Source organism: Shewanella mangrovisoli (assembly GCF_019457635.1).
Classification (GTDB): domain Bacteria; phylum Pseudomonadota; class Gammaproteobacteria; order Enterobacterales; family Shewanellaceae; genus Shewanella; species Shewanella mangrovisoli.
This window is the reverse complement of sequence record NZ_CP080412.1, coordinates 2,611,267-2,634,305: the sequence shown is the minus strand read 5'-3', so window position 1 is coordinate 2,634,305 and position 23,039 is coordinate 2,611,267. Positions and strand designations below refer to the sequence as shown.

Genomic DNA, 23,039 nt, shown 5'->3' with positions numbered 1-23,039 from the left:
GAAGCGCACCATATAGGCGCGCTTTTCATTTTACTTAGCTTATCACTCAGCCTCTCACTTAGTCGCTAACTGGCCGTTAATCACCAAACTTAAGTATTCGGTAAAATCATGCCCATGGTTTTGCAACATCTTAGGGAACATCGAAATCGGCGTCGAACCCGGGAAGGTATTGATTTCGTTGAGCAGAATTTCATTATCTTGGGTTAAGAAAAAGTCGATGCGTGACAGATGGCGCAGCTTCATGCCCTTAAAGGCTTTAATCGCATAGGCGCGGATCTGCTCGCTAATGTCAGTTGGCACATTTTGCGCGACCACATCAGTGCGTGCCTTACTGCTCTTGGCGTATTTCTCATCGAAGGTGTAGAAGGTATTGCTATCACAGATGATTTCGCCCGGCAGCGTCGCAACCACTTCGCCTTGATACTCATAGACGGCGACTTCTAGCTCACGGGCCTTAATGGTTTTTTCGACGATCACATAGGGCGCATAACCAAAGGCATCTTTTAACACGCCAGCCACTTTGCTGCTGTCATCGACCTTATAGCAACCGACCGATGAGCCTTGGGATGCGGCCTTGACGAAAATCGAACCCCAGTTTTCGAGCGCCGCTTGGGTTTGGGCAATCGCTTCATCATCGTATTGATTTAAGAAGATATAAGGTGTGTTAGGAATGCCTAAGGCACTGAACCACATTTTAGCGGTGATCTTGTTAAAGCAGTTGCTGCTGGCTTCGGACTCACAACCAAAGTAGGGCAGTTGGATAAGATTAAAGTAAGACTGAATATCGCCTGTCTCGCCCGGATAGCCGTGAATACAAGGAATGACATAATCCACAGGCCAAGGCGACTTAGTTTCATCACGGAAGCGAATTTCGCGGTTATTGGTCAGCTCACAGTCATCGCCTGTGGTGGTTTGGTATTGGCCGAACTTGTCCAGTACCACGCGCAGTACATTAAACTGCTCGGATTTTGCTAATGAGGTTTCAAAATAATTAGCCGACAGTAGGGAAATATCGTGTTCCGCACTTCCACCGCCGCACAGCAAAAGTAAATTGATTTTTGACATTATGATTCCTCGATTGAGCAAAATGCTGTTGAGTTGCCTTTTGCAACTCGCTTACTAACGACAACGTCGTCACTTCCTGCAACAAGGGCTGTTATCTGCGCTAAGCACATAAGTTAGCCGCAGCCATCTTAGATTTCTTGCCCCCTAAAGTGCAAGGACTCAGGCGAAGGAGTTTGACCGAGTGATGAATTTTAACGCATTTTTACTGACCAATAAAAAACGCGCCGAGGCGCGTTTTAAAGGATTTGTCTGTTAACGGACAAATTAGAAGTTCGCAGTGCGTGGCGCGCGTGGGAATGGGATCACGTCACGGATGTTCGATACGCCCGTCACGTAAGACACTAAACGCTCGAAGCCCAGACCGAAACCTGAGTGTGGCACTGTGCCGTAACGGCGCAGATCGCGGTACCACCAGTAATCTTCTTTGTTCAGATCCATTTCTTCTAAACGCATATCCAGCACGTCTAAACGCTCTTCACGTTGTGAACCACCGATGATTTCACCGATGCCTGGGGCTAACACGTCCATCGCGGCAACGGTTTTACCGTCTTCGTTAAGGCGCATGTAGAAGGCTTTGATATCTTTTGGATAGTTCTTCACAACCACAGGGGCTTTGAAGTGCTCTTCGGCCAGATAACGCTCGTGCTCAGAAGATAAGTCGATACCCCAAGACACTGGGAACTCGAACTCACGGCCACATTTTTGCAGAATGTCTACTGCATCGGTGTAATCCACCTGGGCGAAATCACTCGATACGAAAGATTGCAGACGCTCAATCACGGTTTTATCCACGTGCTGGGCGAAGAATTCTAGATCGTCCATACGCTCGGCTAATACGGCGTTGAAGGCGTATTTCAGCATGCCTTCAGCAAGGCTGGCGATATCGCTTAAGGTAGCGAAGGCGACTTCTGGCTCAACCATCCAGAATTCCGCTAAGTGGCGGCTGGTGTTTGAGTTTTCAGCACGGAACGTCGGGCCAAAGGTATAGATTTTTGACAGAGCACAGGCGTAGGTCTCGCCGTTCAGCTGGCCCGATACGGTTAAGAACGCCTCTTTACCGAAGAAGTCTTTGTCATAGTCCACTTTGCCATCGTCGGTGCGTGGCAGGTTTTCCATATCCAGTGTGGATACACGGAACATTTCACCCGCGCCTTCACAGTCTGATGCGGTGATCAGCGGTGTAGACACCCATACGAAACCGTTTTCGTGGTAGAAACGGTGAATCGCTTGAGACAAACAGTTACGTACGCGGGCAACGGCACCAATGATGTTGGTACGTGGACGTAAGTGCGCCAATTCGCGTAAATGCTCGATAGAGTGACGCTTAGCCGCCATTGGGTAAGTGTCTGGATCTTCAACCCAACCAGTGACTTCAACGTCAGTCACTTGCAGCTCATAGGCTTGGCCAGCGCCAGGAGATTCAACAATCTCACCGGTTACGATCACAGAGCAGCCAGCTGTCAGCTTTAACACTTCGTTGTCGTAATTTTCTAAGCTATTTGGCACAACACCTTGGATAGGATTAAAGCAGGAGCCGTCATAGACAGCTAAAAAAGAGATGCCAGCTTTAGAGTCACGACGGGTTCTGACCCAGCCACGGACTGTGACTGTCGAACCAACTGCGTGCTCACCTTTAAATACAGAAGCGACCGATGCAATGCTCATTGTTGCTTAGTTCTCCAACGAAACGTTTTATATGAAAATTTTTGGAGGTTTATATTACCTTGCTGGTGGCTTTTCTCAAGCTGAAAAAGGTATCCTGAGGTTAATATTACTAATATTGAGTGATAGGGTGCCTTAAAACTTGGGAGGCGGTATGCGGAAAGTCAAAATATTTCAGATGATCCTCGCCACATTATCCATTCTGGGCTGGACCTTGGCGGTGTACGCGTTGATGGTGTTTGGCGAGGCTCGCCCCGAACGAGAGGTCGGATCCTACTTGAGTCGCGGTGAAACCTTCAGACACTATTGGGACCCAAGCGAAACCGAATTACTGCAATACATCATCTGGGGCTGCGGTGCGATAAGCCTGATAAGTCTGGCGTTTAATTACTATGTCGCTCACCACAGCAAACTCGGTTATTGGTTTAATATTCCCTTGCTACTGCTCACCTCGCTGGCGGCGGGTCTATACGTGCATTTTGTGATTTGAATTATTCAAAAGGGGAATGCGGGTTTACAGCATCTCCTCGGGTAGACTCAAATGGCGGCAGAGGTGATCGATAATCGCCGCCGTCGCGCCCCAAATAAAACGCTGCTGATAGGGAATAAAATGCACGCTGTAGTAACGCCCTTGGCGTAAAAACTGTTTGCGGTGGCGATTTTGCGGCTCGATAAAAAAGCTTAAAGGCACGGTAAAGCAATCGGCGACTTCGCCGGGATCGAGCCTTAAGGCAAAATCCTGCTTAATCATGCCTACGACTGGAGTGATTTCAAAACCGGTAAAGGTGTTATGGGCGGGGAAGGTGCCTATCACTTCAACATTTTCCCGGCAAAGGCCAATTTCTTCTTCCGCTTCCCTAAGTGCGGCCGTAATGGCGCTGCTGTCACTGGGTTCAATCTTGCCGCCAGGAAAGCTAATTTGCCCTGGGTGCGCCCTAAGGTGCATGGGTCTTTGGGTTAAAATCAGATTGAGCTCGCCTTGGATTTCCTGCAAGGGGATCAGTACCGCGGCTTTACGCAACCCAAGGTGAGAAATAGCCGCCGGATCTTGCGTGGCTAAAGGATGCAGATTAAATCTGAGTCTAAATTCTGCTTGATCCATAGGCTTCCTATTCGTTTCCTGATGTTATTGCGGGCTATCGAGTAATGGTAAAATGCGGCTAACTTTATCGAAGCTTTCTTGGTACTCGGCATCGACATTTGAGTCCGCGACTATGCCGCCGCCCGCCCAGCAATAGAGCTTACCTTGTTCAGCCACCAGTGTGCGGATGGTGATACTGGTATCCATTTGCCCATCTTGGCTGATATAACCCATAGAGCCACAATACAGACTACGGCGTGAGGGTTCCAGTTCTTCAATAATTTCCATGGCGCGGATTTTAGGCGCACCGGTAATCGAACCGCCGGGAAAAGCCGCCCGCAGCAAATCACAGGCGTGGTATTGTGGGTCGAGTTTGGCGGTAACGGTACTGACTAAATGGTGCACCGCCGGAAAGCTTTCGATGACAAATAGATGTGGCACTTGCACAGTGCCGGGCGCGGCAACTTTACCTATGTCATTACGCAGCAAATCCACAATCATCACGTTTTCGGCGCGATCCTTAGGCGAATGGGCAAGTACTTGCGCCGCTTGTTTATCTAGCGCTGGGTCGGTATGACGCGGCAGAGTACCTTTAATCGGTTTGGTTTGAATGTCGTCACCGCGTAGCTGAATAAAACGCTCGGGCGAAATCGATAAAATCGCGTTGGCATCAAGTCGCATAAAGGCGGAGAAGGGCGCCTGATTGGCACTTCGTAGTTTGCAGTAGGCGTGCCATTCATCGCCTTGATACTCTGCTTCAAAGCGCTGGGTTAAATTAATTTGATAGCAATCCCCGCTATGCAGATACGCCTGTACTTGATTAAATCTTGTGGTGTACTGGGCTTTGGTGAGCTGCGCCGACCACGGGCTGGAGAGGTGAAACTCAGCCTGCTTGGTGGTGTCGGCTATTTTTGCTTCAATGATTTTCAATTGAACATCGAGGGCGGCATCCCCCAAATAGTGCACCATAAACCAGCTTTGCTGCTGATAATCGAAAATCAATGCCCAGTCGTAAAAGCCAATATTCATCTCGCCGAGGTGAATATCCTGCGCCGCAGTACAGGGGAGCTGCTCAATTCGGCGGCCTAAATCATAACTAAAGCTGCCCATGGCGCCGCCACTGAAGGGGAGGCTCAAGTTTGAGGAAGTGCAGAGCGCCTTATTTGGGTACCAATGTCTAAGCAGGGTATTTAACAGCGAAAAGGGATCATCATCTGGTGCAATAGCGTTAGGGAGTGCAAGGCCATTGAGCTTGACTTGAATATCGCTTGTTTCACCTTGGGTGATGAGGGTGGCGATGGGACCGGCGCAAATCATATCGAATTTAGCGTCCTGATGGGGCGCATTGGCCGAGTCGAGCAATATGGCCCAAGGTTCTGCCGCAAAGTGTTCGAAGATTGCTGCAGTGCTGAAAGTCCAGTCAAGTTGGCGTACTGCCAGCGGTAATGCCGCCCTATTTGCCATCAATTAACCCTATCTAAAAATGTGATGTAGCCCAAAAAGATGGGAAAGAGTATCATATTGGCCCAGAAAGAATTACACAAAAAAACAAGTAAGGCCCTAAAGGCTGCTGGAGCGCACCTACTATGTCATCTCACCATGAAACGTCTGAAAATGTAGTGATTAAACAAGCCGACTTTATTGAAAGTGTGGCCGATGCCCTGCAATACATCTCCTATTACCACCCAAAAGATTTTGTTGATGCCATGAGCGAAGCTTATGAGCGTGAGCAAAGTGCGGCGGCGAAGGATGCGATTGCGCAAATTTTGATTAACTCGCGTATGTCTGCCGAAGGTAAACGCCCACTGTGTCAAGACACGGGTATAGTGACCACCTTCGTTAAGATTGGTATGGGTGTTAAGTGGGACAAAACCGATATGACCGTGCAACAAATGGTCGATGAAGGTGTTCGCCGCGCTTATACCAACCCTGATAACCCACTGCGTGCATCGATTGTGGCCGACCCTGCGGGTAGCCGTAAAAACACCAAAGACAACACCCCATCCGTGGTGCATATCGATATGGTGCCAGGCAACCATGTGGAAGTGGCTATCGCAGCCAAGGGCGGCGGCAGTGAAAACAAAGCCAAGATGGTGATGTTAAACCCATCTGATGATATCGCTGCTTGGGTTGAAAAAACGCTGCCAACCATGGGCGCGGGCTGGTGTCCTCCTGGTATGCTCGGCATCGGTATTGGCGGCACCGCTGAAAAAGCCGCGGTGCTGGCGAAAGAAGCGCTGATGGAAAGCGTAGATATCCATGAGTTAATGGCGCGCGGCGCAGAAACCAGCGAAGAAAAACTGCGTTTAGACATTTTCGAACGTGCTAACAACCTCGGTATTGGTGCGCAGGGCCTTGGCGGTTTAACCACAGTGTTAGACGTGAAAATCAAATCAGCGCCGACTCATGCAGCATCAAAACCTGTAGTCATGATCCCGAACTGCGCCGCAACTCGTCACGTACACTTCCATTTAGATGGTACTGGCCCTGCGGATCTTGCGCCTCCTTCACTGAGCGACTGGCCAGAAATCACCCGCGAAGTGGGCAGCGATGTGCGCCGCGTTAACTTAGATACAGTCACACAAGCTGATATCGAGCAGTGGAAGAGCGGTGAAACCATTCTGTTAAGCGGTAAAATGCTGACCGGCCGTGATGCTGCCCATAAACGTATCCAAAGCCTGATTGAAAGCGGTGAAGGTTTACCAGAAGGCGTGGACTTTACTGGCAAGTTTATCTACTACGTGGGCCCTGTTGACCCAGTCGGTAACGAAGTTGTAGGTCCTGCTGGCCCGACAACTGCAACCCGTATGGACAAGTTCACTGACCTGATGCTGGATAAAACTGGCCTGATGGGCATGATTGGTAAGGCTGAGCGTGGTCCAGCAACCGTTGAATCTATCAAGAAACACAAAGCTGTGTACCTGATGGCAGTGGGCGGCGCGGCTTACTTAGTGTCTAAAGCCATTAAGAAATCACGCGTAGTAGCCTTTGCCGACTTAGGTATGGAAGCGATTTACGAGTTTGACGTTGAAGATATGCCAGTGACTGTGGCGGTTGACTCAAACGGCGTGAATGCCCATGAAACCGGTCCCGCGATTTGGAAAGTAAATATCGCTAACGCCAAAGCCTAAGCAAATGGCCTAAGCGAATGTCCTTCTTGCAAAAATGTCGCTTTTTTAAGCGGGATTTGAGCGGGAAAGGACGGCGAGTGGTACTCAATGACGCCATTCGATGCTGACTGACAATTTGTCACAAAAAAATACGCTCAAGTACGCCTTTTGGCTTGCTTGAGCGTTTTTGTTTCGTTAGTGTGGCAAACTTATCTTCACAAAGACGATTGATGATCGTTTTGACCGTTCATTCGGTACAACTACCGAATGTGTTTAACAAAAGATGGATATAACAATGAAAATAGCTCCTCTCCTATTGGCGCTTGGCGCGGCAGGTTTGGCCTGTTCTGCCCACGCGGCCGATCCTAAGCCTTTTACTGTGCAACAGCTGGTTAAACTCAACAAATTGCATTCAGCCGCGGTGTCCCATGATGGCACAAAATTGGTCTACGGCCTGAAAACCGTTAATGACAAGGGAGAGGCGAGCTCAGATTTATATATTCTCGATCTGACGCAAGCGGACGCTAAACCGATGCAGATCACCTCGGCTGCGGGTACTGAGCACGATGTCAGCTTCGCAAACGATGACAAATCAATTTATTTCCTCGCCAGCCGCAGTGGTTCAAGCCAGCTGTTCCAACTGCCATTAACGGGCGGTGAAGCGCAGCAAGTTTCTGATCTGCCATTGGATATCGATGGTTACAAACTCTCTAACGATGGCAAGCAAATCGTGCTCAGCATGCGCGTCTTCCCAGAGTGTAAAGACTTAGCTTGTTCAAAAGACAAATTTAAGGCCGAAGAAGAGCGTAAATCGACGGGTCGTGAATACAAGCAGTTGATGGTGCGTCACTGGGATACCTGGGAAGATCATGCCCGTAACCACTTATTTGTGGGTGCTCTTAACGGTGAGAAGCTGACCAAAGTGGTGGACATCACCCAAGGTTTAGATACAGAAACCCCACCTAAGCCATTCTCAGGCATGGAAGAAGTGACTTTCACTCCTGACGGTAAATATGTGGTGTACAGCGCGAAAGCGCCAAGTAAAGATCAAGCTTGGACCACAAACTACGATCTGTGGCAGGTGAGTGTAAACGGTGGCAAAGCCACTAACTTAACCGCCGATAACATTGCTTGGGACGCCCAGCCAACATTCTCAAGTGATGGTCGCTACATGGCGTATCTTGCGATGACTAAACCGGGCTTTGAGGCCGATCGTTACCGCATTATGCTGCGTGATACTAGCACTGGACAGTCGAAGGAAGTGGCACCGCTGTGGGACAGAAGCCCAAGCTCGCTGATGTTTGCACCGGACAACCGCACTCTGTATGTGACGGCGCAGGACATTGGCCAAGTGTCTATTTTCAAAGTGAATACTCAGTTTGGTGATGTGCAGTCTGTTTATAGCGACGGCAGCAATAGCCTGATTGCGATCGCCGACGATCAATTGATCTTCGACAGCAAAACCTTAGTTGAGCCGGGAGATCTGTATCGCATCAACACCGATGGCCAAGGCCTGAAACGTCTAACTGAAGTCAACAAAGACAAGCTGGCCGAAATCAAATTCGGTGAATTCCAACAATTTAGCTTTAAGGGTTGGAATAACGAAGATGTTTACGGTTACTGGATCAAACCTGCCAACTACCAAGAAGGTAAAAAGTATCCGATTGCATACTTAGTCCACGGTGGTCCACAAGGGTCATTTGGTAATGCCTTCAGTGGTCGTTGGAACGCCCAATTATGGGCTGGCGCGGGTTATGGCGTAGTGATGGTGGACTTCCACGGTTCAACCGGTTACGGCCAAGCCTTTACCGATTCTATCAGCCAAGATTGGGGCGGTAAGCCATTAGAAGATTTACAAAAAGGTCTGGCTGCGGTGAGCCAGCAACAAAAATGGCTCGATCCACAAAATGCCTGTGCCTTGGGTGGCTCTTACGGCGGCTACATGATGAACTGGATCCAAGGCAACTGGAACGATGGCTTTAAGTGCCTCGTTAACCACGCTGGTCTGTTCGATATGCGCTCCATGTACTATGTAACCGAAGAAGTATGGTTTCCAGAGCATGAGTTTGGCGGCACTTACTCAGATAACAAAGCCTTATATGAGAAGTTTAACCCAGTAAACTATGTGGAAAACTGGAAGACGCCAATGCTGGTAATCCATGGTGAGAAGGACTTCCGAGTGCCTTATGGCCAAGGTTTAGCCTCATTCAGCTATATGCAGCGTAAGGGTATTCCATCAGAGCTGTTAATTTTCCCTGACGAAAACCACTGGATCTTAAAGCCAGAAAACCTAGAACAATGGTACGCGAACGTGTTCCGTTGGATGGACAGCTGGACGAAAAAGTAATCGAGGATAATGGACTTAAATCCACTGGGTATTAAGTCCCGTTAACTTGTTGCCAAAGCCAGAACCCTGTTCTGGCTTTTTAATACTAGGATTGTTAATCGTAGTCAGTTAAACACTGGACTTATCAAGGAATGAAGATGCAGATCAGAGCGGCGACTACAACAGATATTGAGGCAATAAGCGCATTAATCACGGAGCTTACGCACGTTTATATCGCTCCCACGTGCACAGATGTGGGCGCTGAAACCTTAGTCAAAGCCATGTCGGTTGAGTCGGTGGCGCATTATTTTGCCTTAGGTTATCAATATCATGTTGCAGTGAATGAGGTTGGTGAACTCGTCGGTGTGGTGGGGATGAAGGATAACAGTCATCTTTATCATCTATTTGTGGCGGATATCGCCAAGGGGCAAGGCCTGTCGCGTCAGCTGTGGGAGCTTGCTAAAGCTGAGTGTTTAGCGAATGGGAATCCCGGCACGTTTACCGTCAATTCTGCGGTGAATGCGCTGCCTGTCTATCAGCGCTTTGGCTTTATTGCGCAAAGTGATATTCGCGAGCGCGGTGGGATCCGCGATATTCCAATGCAGCTCGTGCTTTGATCTATAACGATCTTTAACCATAAGACCAAAACATAAAATCAGAAGAAGAGAACCTATGGCGAATGTGAGTTTTTACCCAATCGGGACAGTTGGTGAAAAATGGGGCGATGCCGAAAAGGCGGCATGGTTTGCTAGCACGCAAATTAAGCGTTCTTATCAAGACAATGTTGTCACGCCACTAAAAGCGATGGAGTCACAACTGGCCGAATTAGGGCTGAGCGTGGTGCAATATGGCGCCTTATCAATTGATCCTGCGCGTTATCCCTTGTTTGCGGTCAAATCAGCAAGCTTCGATCCGAACAAGAAAACCGTCTTAGTCACAGGTGGCGTACACGGGTACGAAACCAGCGGCGTGCATGGCGCCTTGGCCTTTTTGGCTAACAACGCGGCTCACTATGCGAAGCGGGTAAACTTAGTGGTGGCAGTATGTGTGAGCCCTTGGGGTTATGAAACCATTAATCGCTGGAACCCGAAAGCTATCGATCCAAACCGCTCGTTTTATGTTAATAGTCCCGCTGAAGAGTCGGCAGCACTGATGGCACTGGTAGCAAGCGTTCCACAAGGTTTTGATGTGCATGTGGATTTACATGAAACCACCGACTCGGATGAGGACGAATTTCGCCCAGCCTTGGCCGCACGTGACGGCAAAGACTTTATCCCTGGCACCATTCCAGATGGTTTTTATGCCGTAGGCGATACCGAAAGTCCGCAGGATGCCTTCCAAAAGGCGATTATCGATGGGGTGAGCAAAGTGACTCACATCGCGCCCGCCGATGACAAGGGCGAGATTATCGGCTCGACAGTGGTGCAACATGGAGTGATTAATTACCCATTAAAAGCGCTAGGTTTATGCAGCAGTGTGACGGGCTGTATTTATAACACCACCACAGAAGTGTATCCCGACAGCCCATCGGCCACGCCCGAGGAGTGCGATCTAGCCCAAGTCTCGGCAATCACCAGTGCCATCGACTATGTGTTAGCGTTGAACTAGTTGAGTTTGTTTGATACTAAACCTGAACAGTTGTAACGCTTTTCAGGACGTTATCAATTGATTTTGCTTAAGTTCAATCAATAAAAAAAACCTCACATGAGGGCTTTTTTATTGTCACCCCAAACCGCTGTCTCACAGTGATAATGCTTACTTTAGCGCATGCACTTTCATCGTGGACGTGCCGCCATATCCATTTTCTAAATCAGGCACATTCTTTATTCGAGCGTGACTTAGCCGATAACGTGTACGTTGAGCGGGCTATGTACATAACTTTGCATTGACCGTGCTTAGCTGAAAATACAAGGTGAGGATTGTAAAAAACATTCATCAACAGTAAGTTAGTGATGTTTGACGAAGATACTTAAACGATAAATGGGCGTTAGTGTGGCTATAGCCAAACAGCAGTTCACATAAAGGAGTTGTGATGAGAAAGATAAAACAAGCGGCTTTATTGAGTCTCCTCTTGCTTGGGGGCTGCGCTTCCTATACTACGCCTGGCGGCAGTGTGGCTATTGGTGGTTTGGCGGAGTCGGATATTAATGCGCTGAAGTCAGTACAAGCGGCGGCAACATTTCCCGCGCATATTGCTGTAGCACGTATTCAAGCGCCTGGATATGCATCCTATCGTTTAAGCAGTTTTGGCACGGGCCGTTACAGTGTAGTCACTACACGTGAGGTCGAAACCGAAGCCGATTTTGCTCAGCTAGCCAAAATGCCGCAGGTGGCAGGGATTGCACCGTTAAACCGTATTTTATTGCCGGAGCAGTTAGACTCCATCAAATCACTGCGGGAAGCGGCGGCAAGGCTCAAGGCGGATATCTTACTAATTTATACCTTTGATACCTCTTTCCATGCGGGAGAACAGCAATTTGCGCCATTAAACGTGATTTCTCTTGGACTGTTAAAAAATAAAGAAGTCAGTGTGACGACAACCGTATCGGCAGCTCTGTTTGATGTTCGCACCGAATATTTGTATGGATTAGCGGAGTCGACGGCTAAGGAGAGTCGAAATGCGTCGGTATGGAGCACCTCAGATGCAGTCGATGATTTACGCCGAGAGACTGAAAAACAGGCGTTTTCGCAGCTTATTCCTGAAATTGAAAAAACATGGGCGGGAGTGATTGCCCAATATGCGAGTACGTCAATGAAGGCGACGAACTAAACGTTGTACTTGTTTACCGATAAAAAATGCCGCGCTTAATCATTTTATTTAAACGGTTAAGCGCGGCATGACAGTGTTAAACACTTTAAGTGGATTACAAGCTTGAGTGGATTAACACTCTACAATGTTCACTGCGAGGCCGCCTTTGGCGGTTTCTTTGTATTTACTGCGCATATCTTTACCTGTATCCATCATGGTTTTAATCACTTTATCCAGTGATACCTTGTGGTTACCGTCGCCGCGTAGCGCCATGCGTGATGCGTTAATCGCCTTGATTGCACCCATAGCATTACGTTCAATACAAGGGACTTGTACTAGGCCGCCTACGGGGTCGCAGGTCAGGCCGAGGTTATGTTCCATGCCAATTTCGGCCGCGTTTTCAACATGTTCGACAGTGCCGCCCATGATCTCGGTTAACGCACCGGCCGCCATTGAGCAGGCTACGCCAACTTCGCCCTGACAGCCAACTTCTGCGCCCGAAATCGAGGCATTTTTCTTGTACAAAATACCAATCGCAGCGGCGGTCAACAGGTAACGGGCGCAAACATCGATATCGACTTCTTGCACGAAGGTATCGTAGTAACAAAGCACGGCAGGAATAATGCCCGCGGCGCCGTTTGTCGGCGCGGTGACGACGCGATCGCCGGCTGCGTTTTGCTCGTTCACCGAGAGGGCGAATAAATCGACCCAATCCATTGCGGTTAACGGATCGACGTTGTTACGGCCTTCGGCTTTGAGACGACGGTAGAGTGCTGGTGCGCGGCGACGCAGTTTTAAGCCGCCAGGCAGAATACCTTCCTTCTGATAACCTCGTTCGATACAGGTTTTCATGGTTTGCCAGATATTCCACAGCTTGGCTTTGACTTCTTCTTCGCTAGCGAGGCTAAGCTCGTTGGCCATCATCAGGGAAGAAATACTCAGGCCATGCTCAGTACATAAATCCAGTAATTGGGCGCTGCTATTAAAATCGTAAGGTGCTGATTCAATTTGTGATGCTGGAGAGGCATTGCGTTGATGGATTTCATCTTCGTCTAGGATGAATCCGCCACCGACAGAGTAGTAAGTGCGCTCAAAAATACATTCGCCTTTGCTGTAGGCATACAGTGTCATGGCGTTGGCATGGGCGGGAAGGGTTTTACGTCTGTGGTAGGTAATGCCGTCTTCACGGGTAAACTTGACTACTTTGCCGCAGCTGAGGGTGAGGGTCTCATTTTTAGACACTTGCTCAAGAATGCCGTCGATGCTGTCGGTGTCGACGGTTTCTGGATCTTCACCCATTAAGCCTAGAATAACGGCTTTACCCGTGCCGTGGCCTTTACCTGTTTGACCGAGTGATCCAAAGAGTTCGGCTCTTAATTCATCTACTTGGGCAATCTGGCCCGCATCAGCAAGGTGCTGCATAAAAATTTTGCCCGCTTTCATTGGGCCAACAGTGTGTGAACTCGAAGGGCCAATGCCGATCTTGAACATATCGAATACGCTAATCATGATTGAAGTCCTGTTGTGTCTCGATTTTTATTTTAGTCTGTGCGTGGAAGATCTTTGCAGTTACCGCGCCAATACGCTGGTTTTTATGTCGTAAACTCTGGCAAACTGCAGGCATCAACCACACAAAATGTGCTTGTGTGATACGTTTAAGGTCAGTATCCCACAGTTTAGTATCAAGATTCACATTAGTTTTTTTGATTAGAAAGACTTCGGATAAGCTGAGCTTAATTAGCTTGTGGTGAATGTCGAATTTATCGGCAAGATAATTGCTTTGTTGCAAAGTCTGACGGCGAATGGCTCGCTTTTCGGGGATTTTTGTGAACCCAGTGGCCAGTATCGCTATGGTTATTTTTTGAGTATGAATAAGAATTTTTAGGGAGAAATATGAGTTATCTAATGTTGGATCTGCTGTCTTTAGACGTCAGCGATGCAGAAGCCGAGATGCTGCGCCATCCGCAAGTGGGTGGTTTGATCCTGTTTTCCCGCAATTTTACCAGCCGTGAGCAGTTAATTAGCTTAGTGCAGCAGATCCGCCGAATTCGTCCCGAGATTTTGATTGCAGTAGACCATGAGGGCGGGCGAGTACAGCGTTTCCGTGATGGATTTACTCTGATCCCGGCTATGGGGGATATTTTACCGGCAGCTAAAGGGGATATGCTTCTCGCTAAACGTTGGGCCTGTGAATTAGGCTTTTTAATGGCCATAGAATTACTTGCCTGTGACATCGACTTAAGCTTTGCGCCTGTGCTCGATCTTAACGGTATCAGCCAAGTCATTGGCAAACGTAGTTTTAGCGCAAAGCCCGATGAAGTGATTGCGTTAGCGCAGAGTTTTATTGAGGGCATGGCCGAGGCGGGCATGGGCGCTGTGGGTAAACATTTCCCAGGTCATGGCAGTGTTGCAGCGGACTCCCATATCGCGCAACCTATCGATGAACGTGAGGCTGAGGCGATTTTTAATCAAGATATTTTGCCGTTTAAAGAGTTGATTGCTAAAGGTAAATTATTGGGCATTATGCCAGCCCATGTCATTTACCCTAAAGTTGACCCAAATCCTGCGGGCTTTTCAAGCTACTGGTTAAAGCAGATCCTACGCCAAGAGCTGGGCTTTAACGGGGTGATTTTCTCTGACGACCTAGGCATGAAGGGCGCTTCCTTTGCGGGGGATTATTTAGGCCGCGCCCAAGCTGCGTTGGATGCGGGCTGCGATATGATTTTGGTCTGTAACGATAATCCGGGCGTCATGTCACTGTTAAATGGCTTTGTGTGGCCCGCCGAGGCGCCACAACATCCGGCGAGTTTACTCAAACCCAATGCGGCGCAAACGGCTATCGCATTAGAAAACGCTAGCCGTTGGGAAAATGCTAAGCAGCTGGCTGAGCAAATCCAGCTCGCACAACAGGCAAAAGTTTGATGTAGCGCAAGGTTCTGCAATGAATATTTGCTAGGGTTAGTGGCATGCGCCGTGTTTGGCAGATTGTTAAAAGGTCTCAATATGATTTTTTATCTTCATGGATTCGATGCAACTAGCCCTGGTAATCACGAAAAAATGCGTCAGTTGCAGTTTATTGACCCAGATGTGCGGCTTATCAGCTACAGCACTTTGCATCCCAAGCATGATATGCAGCATTTATTGAAAGAAGTCGCCAAGCAAATGCAGTATAGCGACGATCCCGCGCCATTAATGGTGGGTGTTGGCTTAGGGGCGTATTGGGCTGAGCGAATTGGCTTTTTAAACGGGTTAAAGTCGGTGTTAATCAATCCCAATCTTCATCCTGAAGAGACGATGCAAGGGAAAATTGACCGCCCCGAAGAGTATGCCGATATTGCCAATAAGTGTGTCTCTGAATTCAGGTTGAAGAATACCCATAAAGCCATGTGTATTTTGTCGCGTGTGGATGAAGTGCTCGACAGTGAGGCTAGCGCCGCGGCACTCAAGCCTTATTATCCCATCGAATGGGACGAGACGCAGCCCCATAAATTTCCGCAGTTAGCTGCACATCTTCCTAAGATAAAAGCCTTTAAGCTGGGTTAACGTTTAATTTGTTTGTCTTGTGATTGTGTCCTGTGATTGTGTCTTGTGATTAAAAAGGCTTATCGTCGCTCATTTAGGCGATAAGCACTTTCATATCAACTCTGTATTTTCCCCTTTGGATCTGTTACGCATCAATCTATTAGATTTGTCGGCCTTGGGAATACAAGGCGATAATTTATGTCATTATTTGGAATGTGTGACGGTATATATTGTTGGTTTAGCTGGTTATTTCAGCAAAAAGCATTAAATAATCCCTGTTTATGTGGCTTTATCTATCATTTTGTTGAAATTAATAATGAATTGTGTAAAGTAGCCCCTCTTAATAGTTTGTTACAAAATGCTACAAACTTTTATGCCAATTAGTCCATTTATGGACAACCTTTTGCGTATGTCGCCCGACACAGCTAACAGCGGTCTCGTTAGCTGTTTTTTTATGCCTACTTTGTTGTGTTTCACTTAAAAATCCATCATTTACTCATGCTTAAGCCCAACCAAGTTGAAAACTCGGCTATGCTTAATCTCGCATAACAATAACAAACTCACCTTGTTCAGGAGACGAAAATGAAACGGGTGCTGATCCGATTGATGGGAAAAGTGCAGGGCGTAGGTTGCAGACATGCGACCCTTAACAAAGCTCGTACGCTTGGCGTCACAGGCTATGTGACAAATTGCGCCGATGGCAGCGTTGAAATCCTTGCCCAAGGCAGTAATCCGGCGGTGGATAGTCTTATCGCCTGGTGCGAGGTGGGCGTGCCTTGTACCGACGGATTAACGGTAACAGTGGAAGAAGACCAAGGTGATGATATTTACTTGGACTTTTCGATAGTGCGCTGATGCTCTTTGCTTTGATGAGCATGAGCACTTATTCACGCCATTGAGACAATAAAAAAGCGGTATGCATGGCATAACCGCTTTTTTGTTTACTCGCTCTAAGCCTATTGATGAGTTTAGGCGTTAGGTTGCGCCATTTTACGGATTTGGATCACCATGCCCATTTCGGGATGATCGAGATAGTGGATCTCATCACTTTTCACTCGGCGATTTTGCTCCAACGGAATAGACATTAAATAAGGCGTCATCACTTTTGCTGGGGCCGCAGCAGTATTTGTTGCGTTCATGCTCGCCTCATCGGCTGCCACAGGCATTAATTTGCGACCTTCTTTACGCAAATTGAGCGCGGTTTCGATATACAGATAATGGCTAAGATAAATATTGAGCGTGCCATCGAGCTGCCACACGGGAGAGGGCAGTAATGGCGCAGATGTTTCTGTCATCATGCCTGTTGTGCCGTTAGCGCCTTGCATTGAGCTGGCCATAGCTTGCTGCACAATTTGACGACCATCGAAGTGATAACTGGCGGAATAATCTTTACCCGCAAACAGGCGAATGGGCACTGAGCCACTCTTGCCCATCATAGGTTGTTGCCATGTCATATGCAGTAAGCTGCGGTTACCACGTTCTCTCGATAGGCTACTGATGATACTCGCAAATTGGCCTTGGCTGCTGGCGAGTAATACAGGGCCACTGCCTTGAGACGCATAGGCTTGGCTACCACTGCCGATTTCCGATGGAATGACACTCGGATAGCGATAGCTGGTCACCGCATTTGAGCTTGTAGTGCTTGGGCCTGAAATGGTTAAGGCGCCGCCGTTACTCATCTCGGGAGTGGTATTCGTATCAGTGCTCGTGCTTTCGGCGCAATGGCTATTGGCATCGGCATCATACACTAAGGTGCAGGGCGCGGATTCATTGCTCATGGAGACCACAGCCTGACCTACAACCGGTGAAATTAGATCGATAGCGCGGTTGGTTTTGGTCTCAATTGGCGCCATCGGCCATTGTTCAGTCGACTGGCTTTGGCGTTCAAAAATATAGACTTCAACCTCGAACCAAGCTTCAGCACGGGCAAGTGAACTGTGTGAAAGTGCAATAAGTGTAGCGATAGAGACCGCGAGTTGACGTAACACTATTTATCTCCAAGACGATGTTGCGATAGTTGTTCGAGCAAGAGTTTGACCAAAGCGAGCCTATCTTTTGCCGTTTCGGCATTGAGGATGAACTTTAACTTATTCGGCCCATCCATTCGATAGATTTGTGGCTGACTTTGCAGTAATCCAATGATAAAGCCGGGATCAATCACATGATCATCACTAAATTCGATGCTGCCGCCCTTGGCATGTACCTCAATTTTAGTCGCCCCCAGCCGAGTTGCCTGATGTTTATACAGGGTCATTTCCATCAGGTTTTTGGTGGCGTCGGGCAGTAGACCGAAGCGGTCGATAAGCTCAACTTTGAGTTCATCTAAGGCTTCTTCACTGTCACAACTGGCGATGCGCTTATAGAGTGACAGACGAATATTGACATCACCGACATAGTCTTCCGGCAACAGCGCTGGGATCCTCAGCTCCATCTCGCATTGCTGATTGAGCATTTGCGCCAGCGATGGCTCTTTACCCTGTTTGAGCGCCTTGACCGCCGACTCCAGCATTTCCATGTAGAGGCTAAAGCCGATTTTAGAAATATGGCCGCTCTGCTCATCGCCCAATAGCTCACCCGCGCCGCGGATCTCTAAGTCTTGGGTAGCGAGCATAAAGCCTGCGCCTAAATCTTCGAGGGCATCGATGGCTTCGAGACGTTTGCGGGCATCGCTGGTCATGCGTTTAGGATGTGGCGTCATCAAATACGCATAGGCTTGATGGTGAGAGCGGCCGACGCGACCACGCAGCTGATGTAACTGGGCTAAACCGAAGGTGTCGGCACGTTCGATAATAATGGTATTCGCACTGGGGACGTCGATACCGGTTTCGATAATAGTGGTACAGACTAACACGTTGAATCTTTGATGATAAAAGTCCGACATCACCCGCTCAAGATCCCGCTCACGCATTTGGCCATGGGCTACAACAACCCGCGCTTCGGGGAGCAGGGTGCTAATGTCTTGGGCACATTTCTCTATGGTTTCGACATTGTTGTGCAAATAATACACTTGGCCACCACGGAGAATTTCACGCAGTATGGCCTCACGCACGGTGGCGGGATCGGATTCGCGCACAAAGGTCTTCACCGCCAAGCGCTTAGCGGGAGGAGTCGCAATAATTGATAGGTCGCGCATCCCCGACATCGCCATGTTTAAGGTGCGGGGGATGGGCGTGGCGGTGAGGGTCAAAATATCCACGTTGGCACGTAGCGCCTTGATTTTCTCTTTTTGTCTTACGCCGAATCTGTGTTCTTCATCGATGATAAGCAGGCCTAAGTTTTCAAACTTTGCCTCGGATTGCAGCAGCTTATGGGTGCCGATTACGATATCGACTTTGCCTTCTTCGAGCAGCTTCAGCACTTGGGTCTGCTCTTTGGCGGTTCTAAAGCGTGACATCACCTCAATCACTATCGGCCAGTCGGCAAACCTGTCCTTAAAGTTTTCGTAGTGCTGCTGGGCGAGTAGCGTGGTGGGCACTAGCACAACTACTTGTTTACCCGCATTCACTGCCACAAAGGCGGCGCGCATCGCGACTTCAGTCTTACCAAAGCCCACGTCACCGCAAACGAGGCGGTCCATGGCGACGGGGGATTGCATATCGGCAAGCACGGCATGAATCGCGCTTTCCTGATCAACGGTTTCTTCAAAGGGGAAACCTTGGGCAAATTGCGCATACTCTTCATCGTTGATGTCGCAGCTTTCACCGGGGCGTGCTTGGCGACGGGCGTAGACATCGAGCAGCTCGGCGGCCACATCGCGGATTTTCTCGATCGCTTTGTTCTTTGCCTTGGCCCAAGTGTCGTTACCGAGTTTATTGAGGTGAGCCTCGCCATCGGCACCGACACTGTAGCGGCTGATCATGTGCAGGTTAGACACTGGCACATAGAGTTTATCGCCGCCCGAGTATTCCAGCTGTAGGTATTCGGCCACTAATCCGCCAGTATCTAAGGTGACTAAGCCTTGATACAGCGCCACACCGTGCTCTAAGTGCACAATTGGCTGGCCGACTTTGAGCTCGGCTAAGTTTTTGATCAGGGTATCGTTGCTGATCTGGCGTTGTTTTTCACGGCGGCGCTGCTGGGAGATGCGATGACCAAAGAGTTCGGTTTCGCAGATGATGCTGACGGCGGTTTGCTTTCCTAGCCCGAGTAAACAACCACGGGAGAGGGGAGAAACGATTAAACCCAATTTGGCATCACTTTGAATAAACTCATCAAAATGGCCGAATAATGCCGGTTTTAACTGGATTTTAGCTAAGAGTTCGAGCAAGGCTTCGCGGCGGCCTTCCGATTCGGCACTAAACAACATCCGCGGCGCACGCTCGGCGTAATCTTGCAGCGCAATCAGTGGCTGCTTTAACTTGTGATTAGCGCTTACCTCGGGCAACAGACTGGCATCAATCTGCACTGCGCCAGCGACGGCATCGGGTTGCGGCGCAATAAACTGATAGCGAGGCAGCGGCTTAAAGGCGGCAAATAATTCTTCTATCAGTAAATACAGTTCTTTGGGTGCCAACAGCGGCCGCAATGGGTCGACCCGTCTGTCCTCATAACGGGTTTCCACCTCCTGCAAATGCGCACGGGCGGACTTTTCGATATCGCCTAGGGTGACTAACTGAGTGTCCTTCGGTAGGTAATCGAACAGCGTCGCGACCTCATCGAAAAACAGTGGCAGATAGTTCTCAATGCCCGCGGGCATCAAATTGCGGCTCACCAGTTGATAAACTGATTCAGACTCTTTGACTATGACCTCAAAGCGTCGGCGATAACGTTGCCTAAAACCTTCAATGGCGCTGCTGTCGGTGGGGAATTCCTTGGCGGGTAACAGACGCACCGCATCCACTGGAGTGGACGAGCGCTGGGTTTCAGGATCGAAATGGCGAATGGTCTCGACTTCATCATCGAACAATTCGATACGCAGCGGCATATTCACGCCGGTGGGGAAGATATCGAGAATCGAGCCACGAATGGCAAACTCGCCATGTTCGTACACCTGTTCGACCAAATGATAACCCGTGTCGGTTAACTGTTGTCGCACATCATGGAGCTGATATTTATCGCCTTTTTTAAGCACAAACACATTGGAGCTTAAATAGGATTTCGGCGGTAGGCGCATCATCAGCGTCGTCACTGGCACTATCACTACGCTGTGCTCGGCTTGGGTGATTTGCGACAGGGTTTCTAAACGCTGGGAAATCAAATCCTGATGGGGCGAAAAACTGTCGTAGGGCAGGGTTTCACGGTCAGGGAACAGTCGCACCTTAATCGCACTTTTAGCCAACAAATAGTTGAGCTCTAACTCGATACTCAATGCCGTCGGCGTATCACTGGTCACAATCAGTGTTGTGTCCTTGTGTTGGCGAACTAGGCTGGCGAGGGTAACGGCTTGACCAACCCCGGCGAGACACGACAGGGTTTGCATTTGAGTTCCATTTTTGACAACGGGCGGTGTTAGGGCTGAAATTTGTGTCATTGGCGTGGGATAAACTGATTCATTCACAATAAGTTGCGTTCATTGTAGTGACTTGGGCGCTAGGGTGCCAGCAAAAACGCTAGCCTTTATTGGCGCTCGTCACGGGCCTGTTTACGCAGTTTAAGTTGTTTTTGTTGCACATTGAGGCTCGCTTTGACCAGTTGCTCGACATCCGCATCCAGTATTTGACTAAATTCGAGGTCGACGAGATAGGGCGATGCGGCATTGTGCAGTTGTGCTTGCGGCCCATCGGATTGGCCTTCCTGCGAAACTAAGCAGGCCGTAACCTTGGCAAAACATAAAATGGCGACCAATTCTTCGTGGATAAATAAGGTCACTTTATATTGGCGTCCAAGGGGGAGGGCCTCTTTGCTCATCAGGCGAATACCACTGCCACCAAACTGACAACCGCTAAATTTATCGCCCTCTTGCACTTCTTTTTCGAGTACATGCTGCAGGACTAAATCCACCTTGCGGGATTGGAGCTTGAGAAAGTCCACCACCACCTTGGCTTCGTTGTCTAAATGCCGCAGTTGCAACAGGCAACTGGCCTCAAGGGCTTTGACTTCGCTCAGGAGCTGGATCCCTAGGGATTGCATTGATCTTAAAGCCATTTCACTGGGTAGTGGCTGGTTTTCGTCCCAAAGGCTTAAGTAAGCGGTAAAGGGATGAGGCACACTAAAATACGGATTGGTGTCAGTGAACAAGGCTTGCCTCTTTATTTATAGGACCTAAACCCCTATTATCGTGCCCATCTTTATGATTTAGCAAGTTCAGCACACAGGACGCAGCCCTCTTTCAATGGATCTTCGATTTCCTCTCTACGTTGGTTACCGTTATTGGCGGGCCAGAAAAGCAAACGCCTTTGCTTCTTTTATTACCTTATTTGCCGTTTCGGGCATTTTTTTAGGGGTGGCGGCCTTAATCGTGGTCAGCTCGGTGATGAATGGCCTCGAAGGACAATTAAAGCAGCGCATTCTGGGGGCTGTACCGCAATTGACTGTGGTGACTGAGGCGCCCTTAAGTGATTGGACTATACCTGCGGACAAACTCAAAGCCTTGCCGGGCGTGCAGGGCGTGACGCCGAGCGTGTCGACCCAAGCCATGGTGCAATCGGCGGCGAATATCCGCGCCGTGCAAGTGTTTGGGGTGTTTCCTGAGCTTGCCGAAAAACTCTCTATGGTGGCACAGCATACTTATTCGGGCGCATTTAACGAGCTAACTAGTGGCCAATATAAGGTCATTTTAGGCAGCGAGCTTGCGCGCCAATTAAAGGTCAGCCCGGGTGATACTGTGCGCCTATTAAGCGGCGATGGCGTGGTGTATTCGCCCCTCGGCCCAGTCCCTAGCCAACGCAAGTTTTTAGTGTCCGCCGTGTTTGAGATGGGCTCACAGGTGGATGCAGGCGTCGCATACATTCATTACCAAGATGCCAAGCGCTTAATGCGTCAACCCAGTGATGAAATCAATCAGCTTAGGCTGTATTTGAGCGACCCATTTATGGCCCCCGCACTGGCTAAGGACGTAAAGCAAGTTCTTACTGAGCAGGGCATAGAGGCGACGACTAGTGATTGGCGCGACACCTATGGTCATCTGTTTAGTGCCGTGAAGATGGAAAAAAACATGATGTCGCTGATGCTGAGCCTGATTGTGGCCGTGGCGGCGTTTAACATAGTGTCGGCGCTGGTGATGATGGTGGTGGATAAAACCACCGACGTGGCGGTACTCAAAACCCAAGGCTTACGTACCTCGGCGGTGATGGGCATTTTCGTGGTGCAAGGTTTGTTGAATGCGGTCTTAGGTTTAGTACTGGGGCTGGTGGTCGGCATTCTGCTCACCCTTAATTTAAATGGCATTATGGCGACCTTGGGGATTTCTATTTTAGGCACTGGGCAAGTGCTGCCCGTTAAATTAGAACTGGGGCAATTGTCGATGATTATTGTCGGCACCTTAGTCGTCACCTTAGTGGCGACACTTTACCCCGCATTGCGAGCGGCGCGGGTGCAACCCGCCACGGCGCTGCGTTACGAATAGCAGCGATGTAACAAATTAAA

At 49.0% G+C, this 23,039-nt stretch carries 18 protein-coding genes; 10 read left to right on the top strand and 8 right to left on the bottom strand.

Going from position 1 to position 23,039, the window contains the following annotated elements; translation table 11 throughout:
* Nucleotides 1-54 precede the first annotated feature (54 nt).
* Both K0H60_RS11505 and asnS read right to left on the bottom strand, forming a co-directional pair.
* Complete coding sequence (locus K0H60_RS11505) at nt 55-1,065, bottom strand: D-alanine--D-alanine ligase (RefSeq protein ID WP_220055796.1); 1,011 nt, start codon at nt 1,063-1,065, stop codon at nt 55-57.
* 264 nt (nt 1,066-1,329) lie between these two features.
* On the bottom strand, nt 1,330-2,730 hold the full coding sequence (gene asnS / locus K0H60_RS11500; RefSeq protein WP_220055795.1) for an asparagine--tRNA ligase: 1,401 nt from the start codon (nt 2,728-2,730) through the stop codon (nt 1,330-1,332).
* A 151-nt stretch (nt 2,731-2,881) separates the two neighbouring features.
* Between asnS and K0H60_RS11495 the strand changes: the two genes are divergently transcribed.
* Nucleotides 2,882-3,217, top strand: a complete 336-nt coding sequence (locus tag K0H60_RS11495; RefSeq protein ID WP_088211276.1) for a hypothetical protein — start codon at nt 2,882-2,884, stop codon at nt 3,215-3,217.
* A 24-nt stretch (nt 3,218-3,241) separates the two neighbouring features.
* On the opposite strand, the gene K0H60_RS11490 is transcribed toward K0H60_RS11495, so the two are convergent.
* Both K0H60_RS11490 and pabB read right to left on the bottom strand, forming a co-directional pair.
* On the bottom strand, nt 3,242-3,829 hold the full coding sequence (locus K0H60_RS11490) for a CoA pyrophosphatase (RefSeq protein ID WP_220055794.1): 588 nt from the start codon (nt 3,827-3,829) through the stop codon (nt 3,242-3,244).
* A 24-nt stretch (nt 3,830-3,853) separates the two neighbouring features.
* Nucleotides 3,854-5,272, bottom strand: a complete 1,419-nt coding sequence (pabB, locus tag K0H60_RS11485; RefSeq protein ID WP_220055793.1) for an aminodeoxychorismate synthase component I — start codon at nt 5,270-5,272, stop codon at nt 3,854-3,856.
* A 122-nt stretch (nt 5,273-5,394) separates the two neighbouring features.
* Between pabB and K0H60_RS11480 the strand changes: the two genes are divergently transcribed.
* The 5 genes from K0H60_RS11480 to K0H60_RS11460 all read left to right on the top strand — a co-directional run bounded on the left by K0H60_RS11480 (nt 5,395) and on the right by K0H60_RS11460 (nt 12,014).
* Nucleotides 5,395-6,939, top strand: coding sequence for a fumarate hydratase (locus K0H60_RS11480; protein WP_220055792.1), 1,545 nt, complete (start codon nt 5,395-5,397; stop codon nt 6,937-6,939).
* A gap of 274 nt (nt 6,940-7,213) precedes the next feature.
* A complete protein-coding gene (locus K0H60_RS11475; RefSeq protein WP_164717957.1) occupies nt 7,214-9,265 on the top strand; it encodes a dipeptidyl-peptidase 5 in 2,052 nt (683 codons plus the stop codon).
* Between the two features lie 137 nt (nt 9,266-9,402).
* Complete coding sequence (locus tag K0H60_RS11470) at nt 9,403-9,861, top strand: GNAT family N-acetyltransferase (protein WP_220055791.1); 459 nt, start codon at nt 9,403-9,405, stop codon at nt 9,859-9,861.
* A gap of 55 nt (nt 9,862-9,916) precedes the next feature.
* The gene (locus tag K0H60_RS11465) at nt 9,917-10,852 is read left to right on the top strand and encodes a M14 family metallopeptidase (protein ID WP_220055790.1); all 936 of its coding nucleotides are present in this window, start codon (nt 9,917-9,919) and stop codon (nt 10,850-10,852) included.
* Nucleotides 10,853-11,276: 424 nt separating this feature from the next.
* Nucleotides 11,277-12,014 carry a hypothetical protein gene (locus tag K0H60_RS11460; protein WP_220055789.1) on the top strand — a complete coding sequence of 246 codons (738 nt, stop codon included), beginning with the start codon at nt 11,277-11,279 and terminating at the stop codon, nt 12,012-12,014.
* A gap of 111 nt (nt 12,015-12,125) precedes the next feature.
* On the opposite strand, the gene K0H60_RS11455 is transcribed toward K0H60_RS11460, so the two are convergent.
* The gene (locus K0H60_RS11455; RefSeq protein ID WP_220053264.1) at nt 12,126-13,502 is read right to left on the bottom strand and encodes an L-serine ammonia-lyase; all 1,377 of its coding nucleotides are present in this window, start codon (nt 13,500-13,502) and stop codon (nt 12,126-12,128) included.
* Nucleotides 13,503-13,886: 384 nt separating this feature from the next.
* Here K0H60_RS11455 and nagZ point away from each other — a divergent pair, with 384 nt between their 5' ends.
* From nagZ to K0H60_RS11440, 3 genes are all read left to right on the top strand, one after another.
* Nucleotides 13,887-14,915, top strand: a complete 1,029-nt coding sequence (gene nagZ / locus K0H60_RS11450; protein WP_220055788.1) for a beta-N-acetylhexosaminidase — start codon at nt 13,887-13,889, stop codon at nt 14,913-14,915.
* Nucleotides 14,916-14,996: 81 nt separating this feature from the next.
* On the top strand, nt 14,997-15,536 hold the full coding sequence (gene ycfP, locus K0H60_RS11445) for an alpha/beta hydrolase YcfP (protein ID WP_088211706.1): 540 nt from the start codon (nt 14,997-14,999) through the stop codon (nt 15,534-15,536).
* 561 nt (nt 15,537-16,097) lie between these two features.
* Complete coding sequence (locus tag K0H60_RS11440) at nt 16,098-16,370, top strand: acylphosphatase (RefSeq protein ID WP_220055787.1); 273 nt, start codon at nt 16,098-16,100, stop codon at nt 16,368-16,370.
* 113 nt (nt 16,371-16,483) lie between these two features.
* Here the strand turns inward: K0H60_RS11440 and K0H60_RS11435 are convergent, their stop codons facing one another.
* The 3 genes from K0H60_RS11435 to K0H60_RS11425 all read right to left on the bottom strand — a co-directional run bounded on the left by K0H60_RS11435 (nt 16,484) and on the right by K0H60_RS11425 (nt 21,692).
* Nucleotides 16,484-17,503, bottom strand: coding sequence for a peptidoglycan binding protein CsiV (locus K0H60_RS11435; RefSeq protein ID WP_220055786.1), 1,020 nt, complete (start codon nt 17,501-17,503; stop codon nt 16,484-16,486).
* The gene (mfd, locus tag K0H60_RS11430) at nt 17,503-20,985 is read right to left on the bottom strand and encodes a transcription-repair coupling factor (RefSeq protein WP_220058149.1); all 3,483 of its coding nucleotides are present in this window, start codon (nt 20,983-20,985) and stop codon (nt 17,503-17,505) included. Before mfd ends, K0H60_RS11435 begins: the two co-directional genes overlap by 1 nt.
* 86 nt (nt 20,986-21,071) lie before the next feature.
* Nucleotides 21,072-21,692, bottom strand: a complete 621-nt coding sequence (locus K0H60_RS11425) for a hypothetical protein (protein WP_220055785.1) — start codon at nt 21,690-21,692, stop codon at nt 21,072-21,074.
* 94 nt (nt 21,693-21,786) lie between these two features.
* Between K0H60_RS11425 and K0H60_RS11420 the strand changes: the two genes are divergently transcribed.
* Entirely contained in the window at nt 21,787-23,019 is a 1,233-nt protein-coding gene (locus K0H60_RS11420; RefSeq protein WP_220055784.1) for a lipoprotein-releasing ABC transporter permease subunit, read from the top strand.
* The last annotated feature ends 20 nt before the right edge of the window (nt 23,020-23,039 follow it).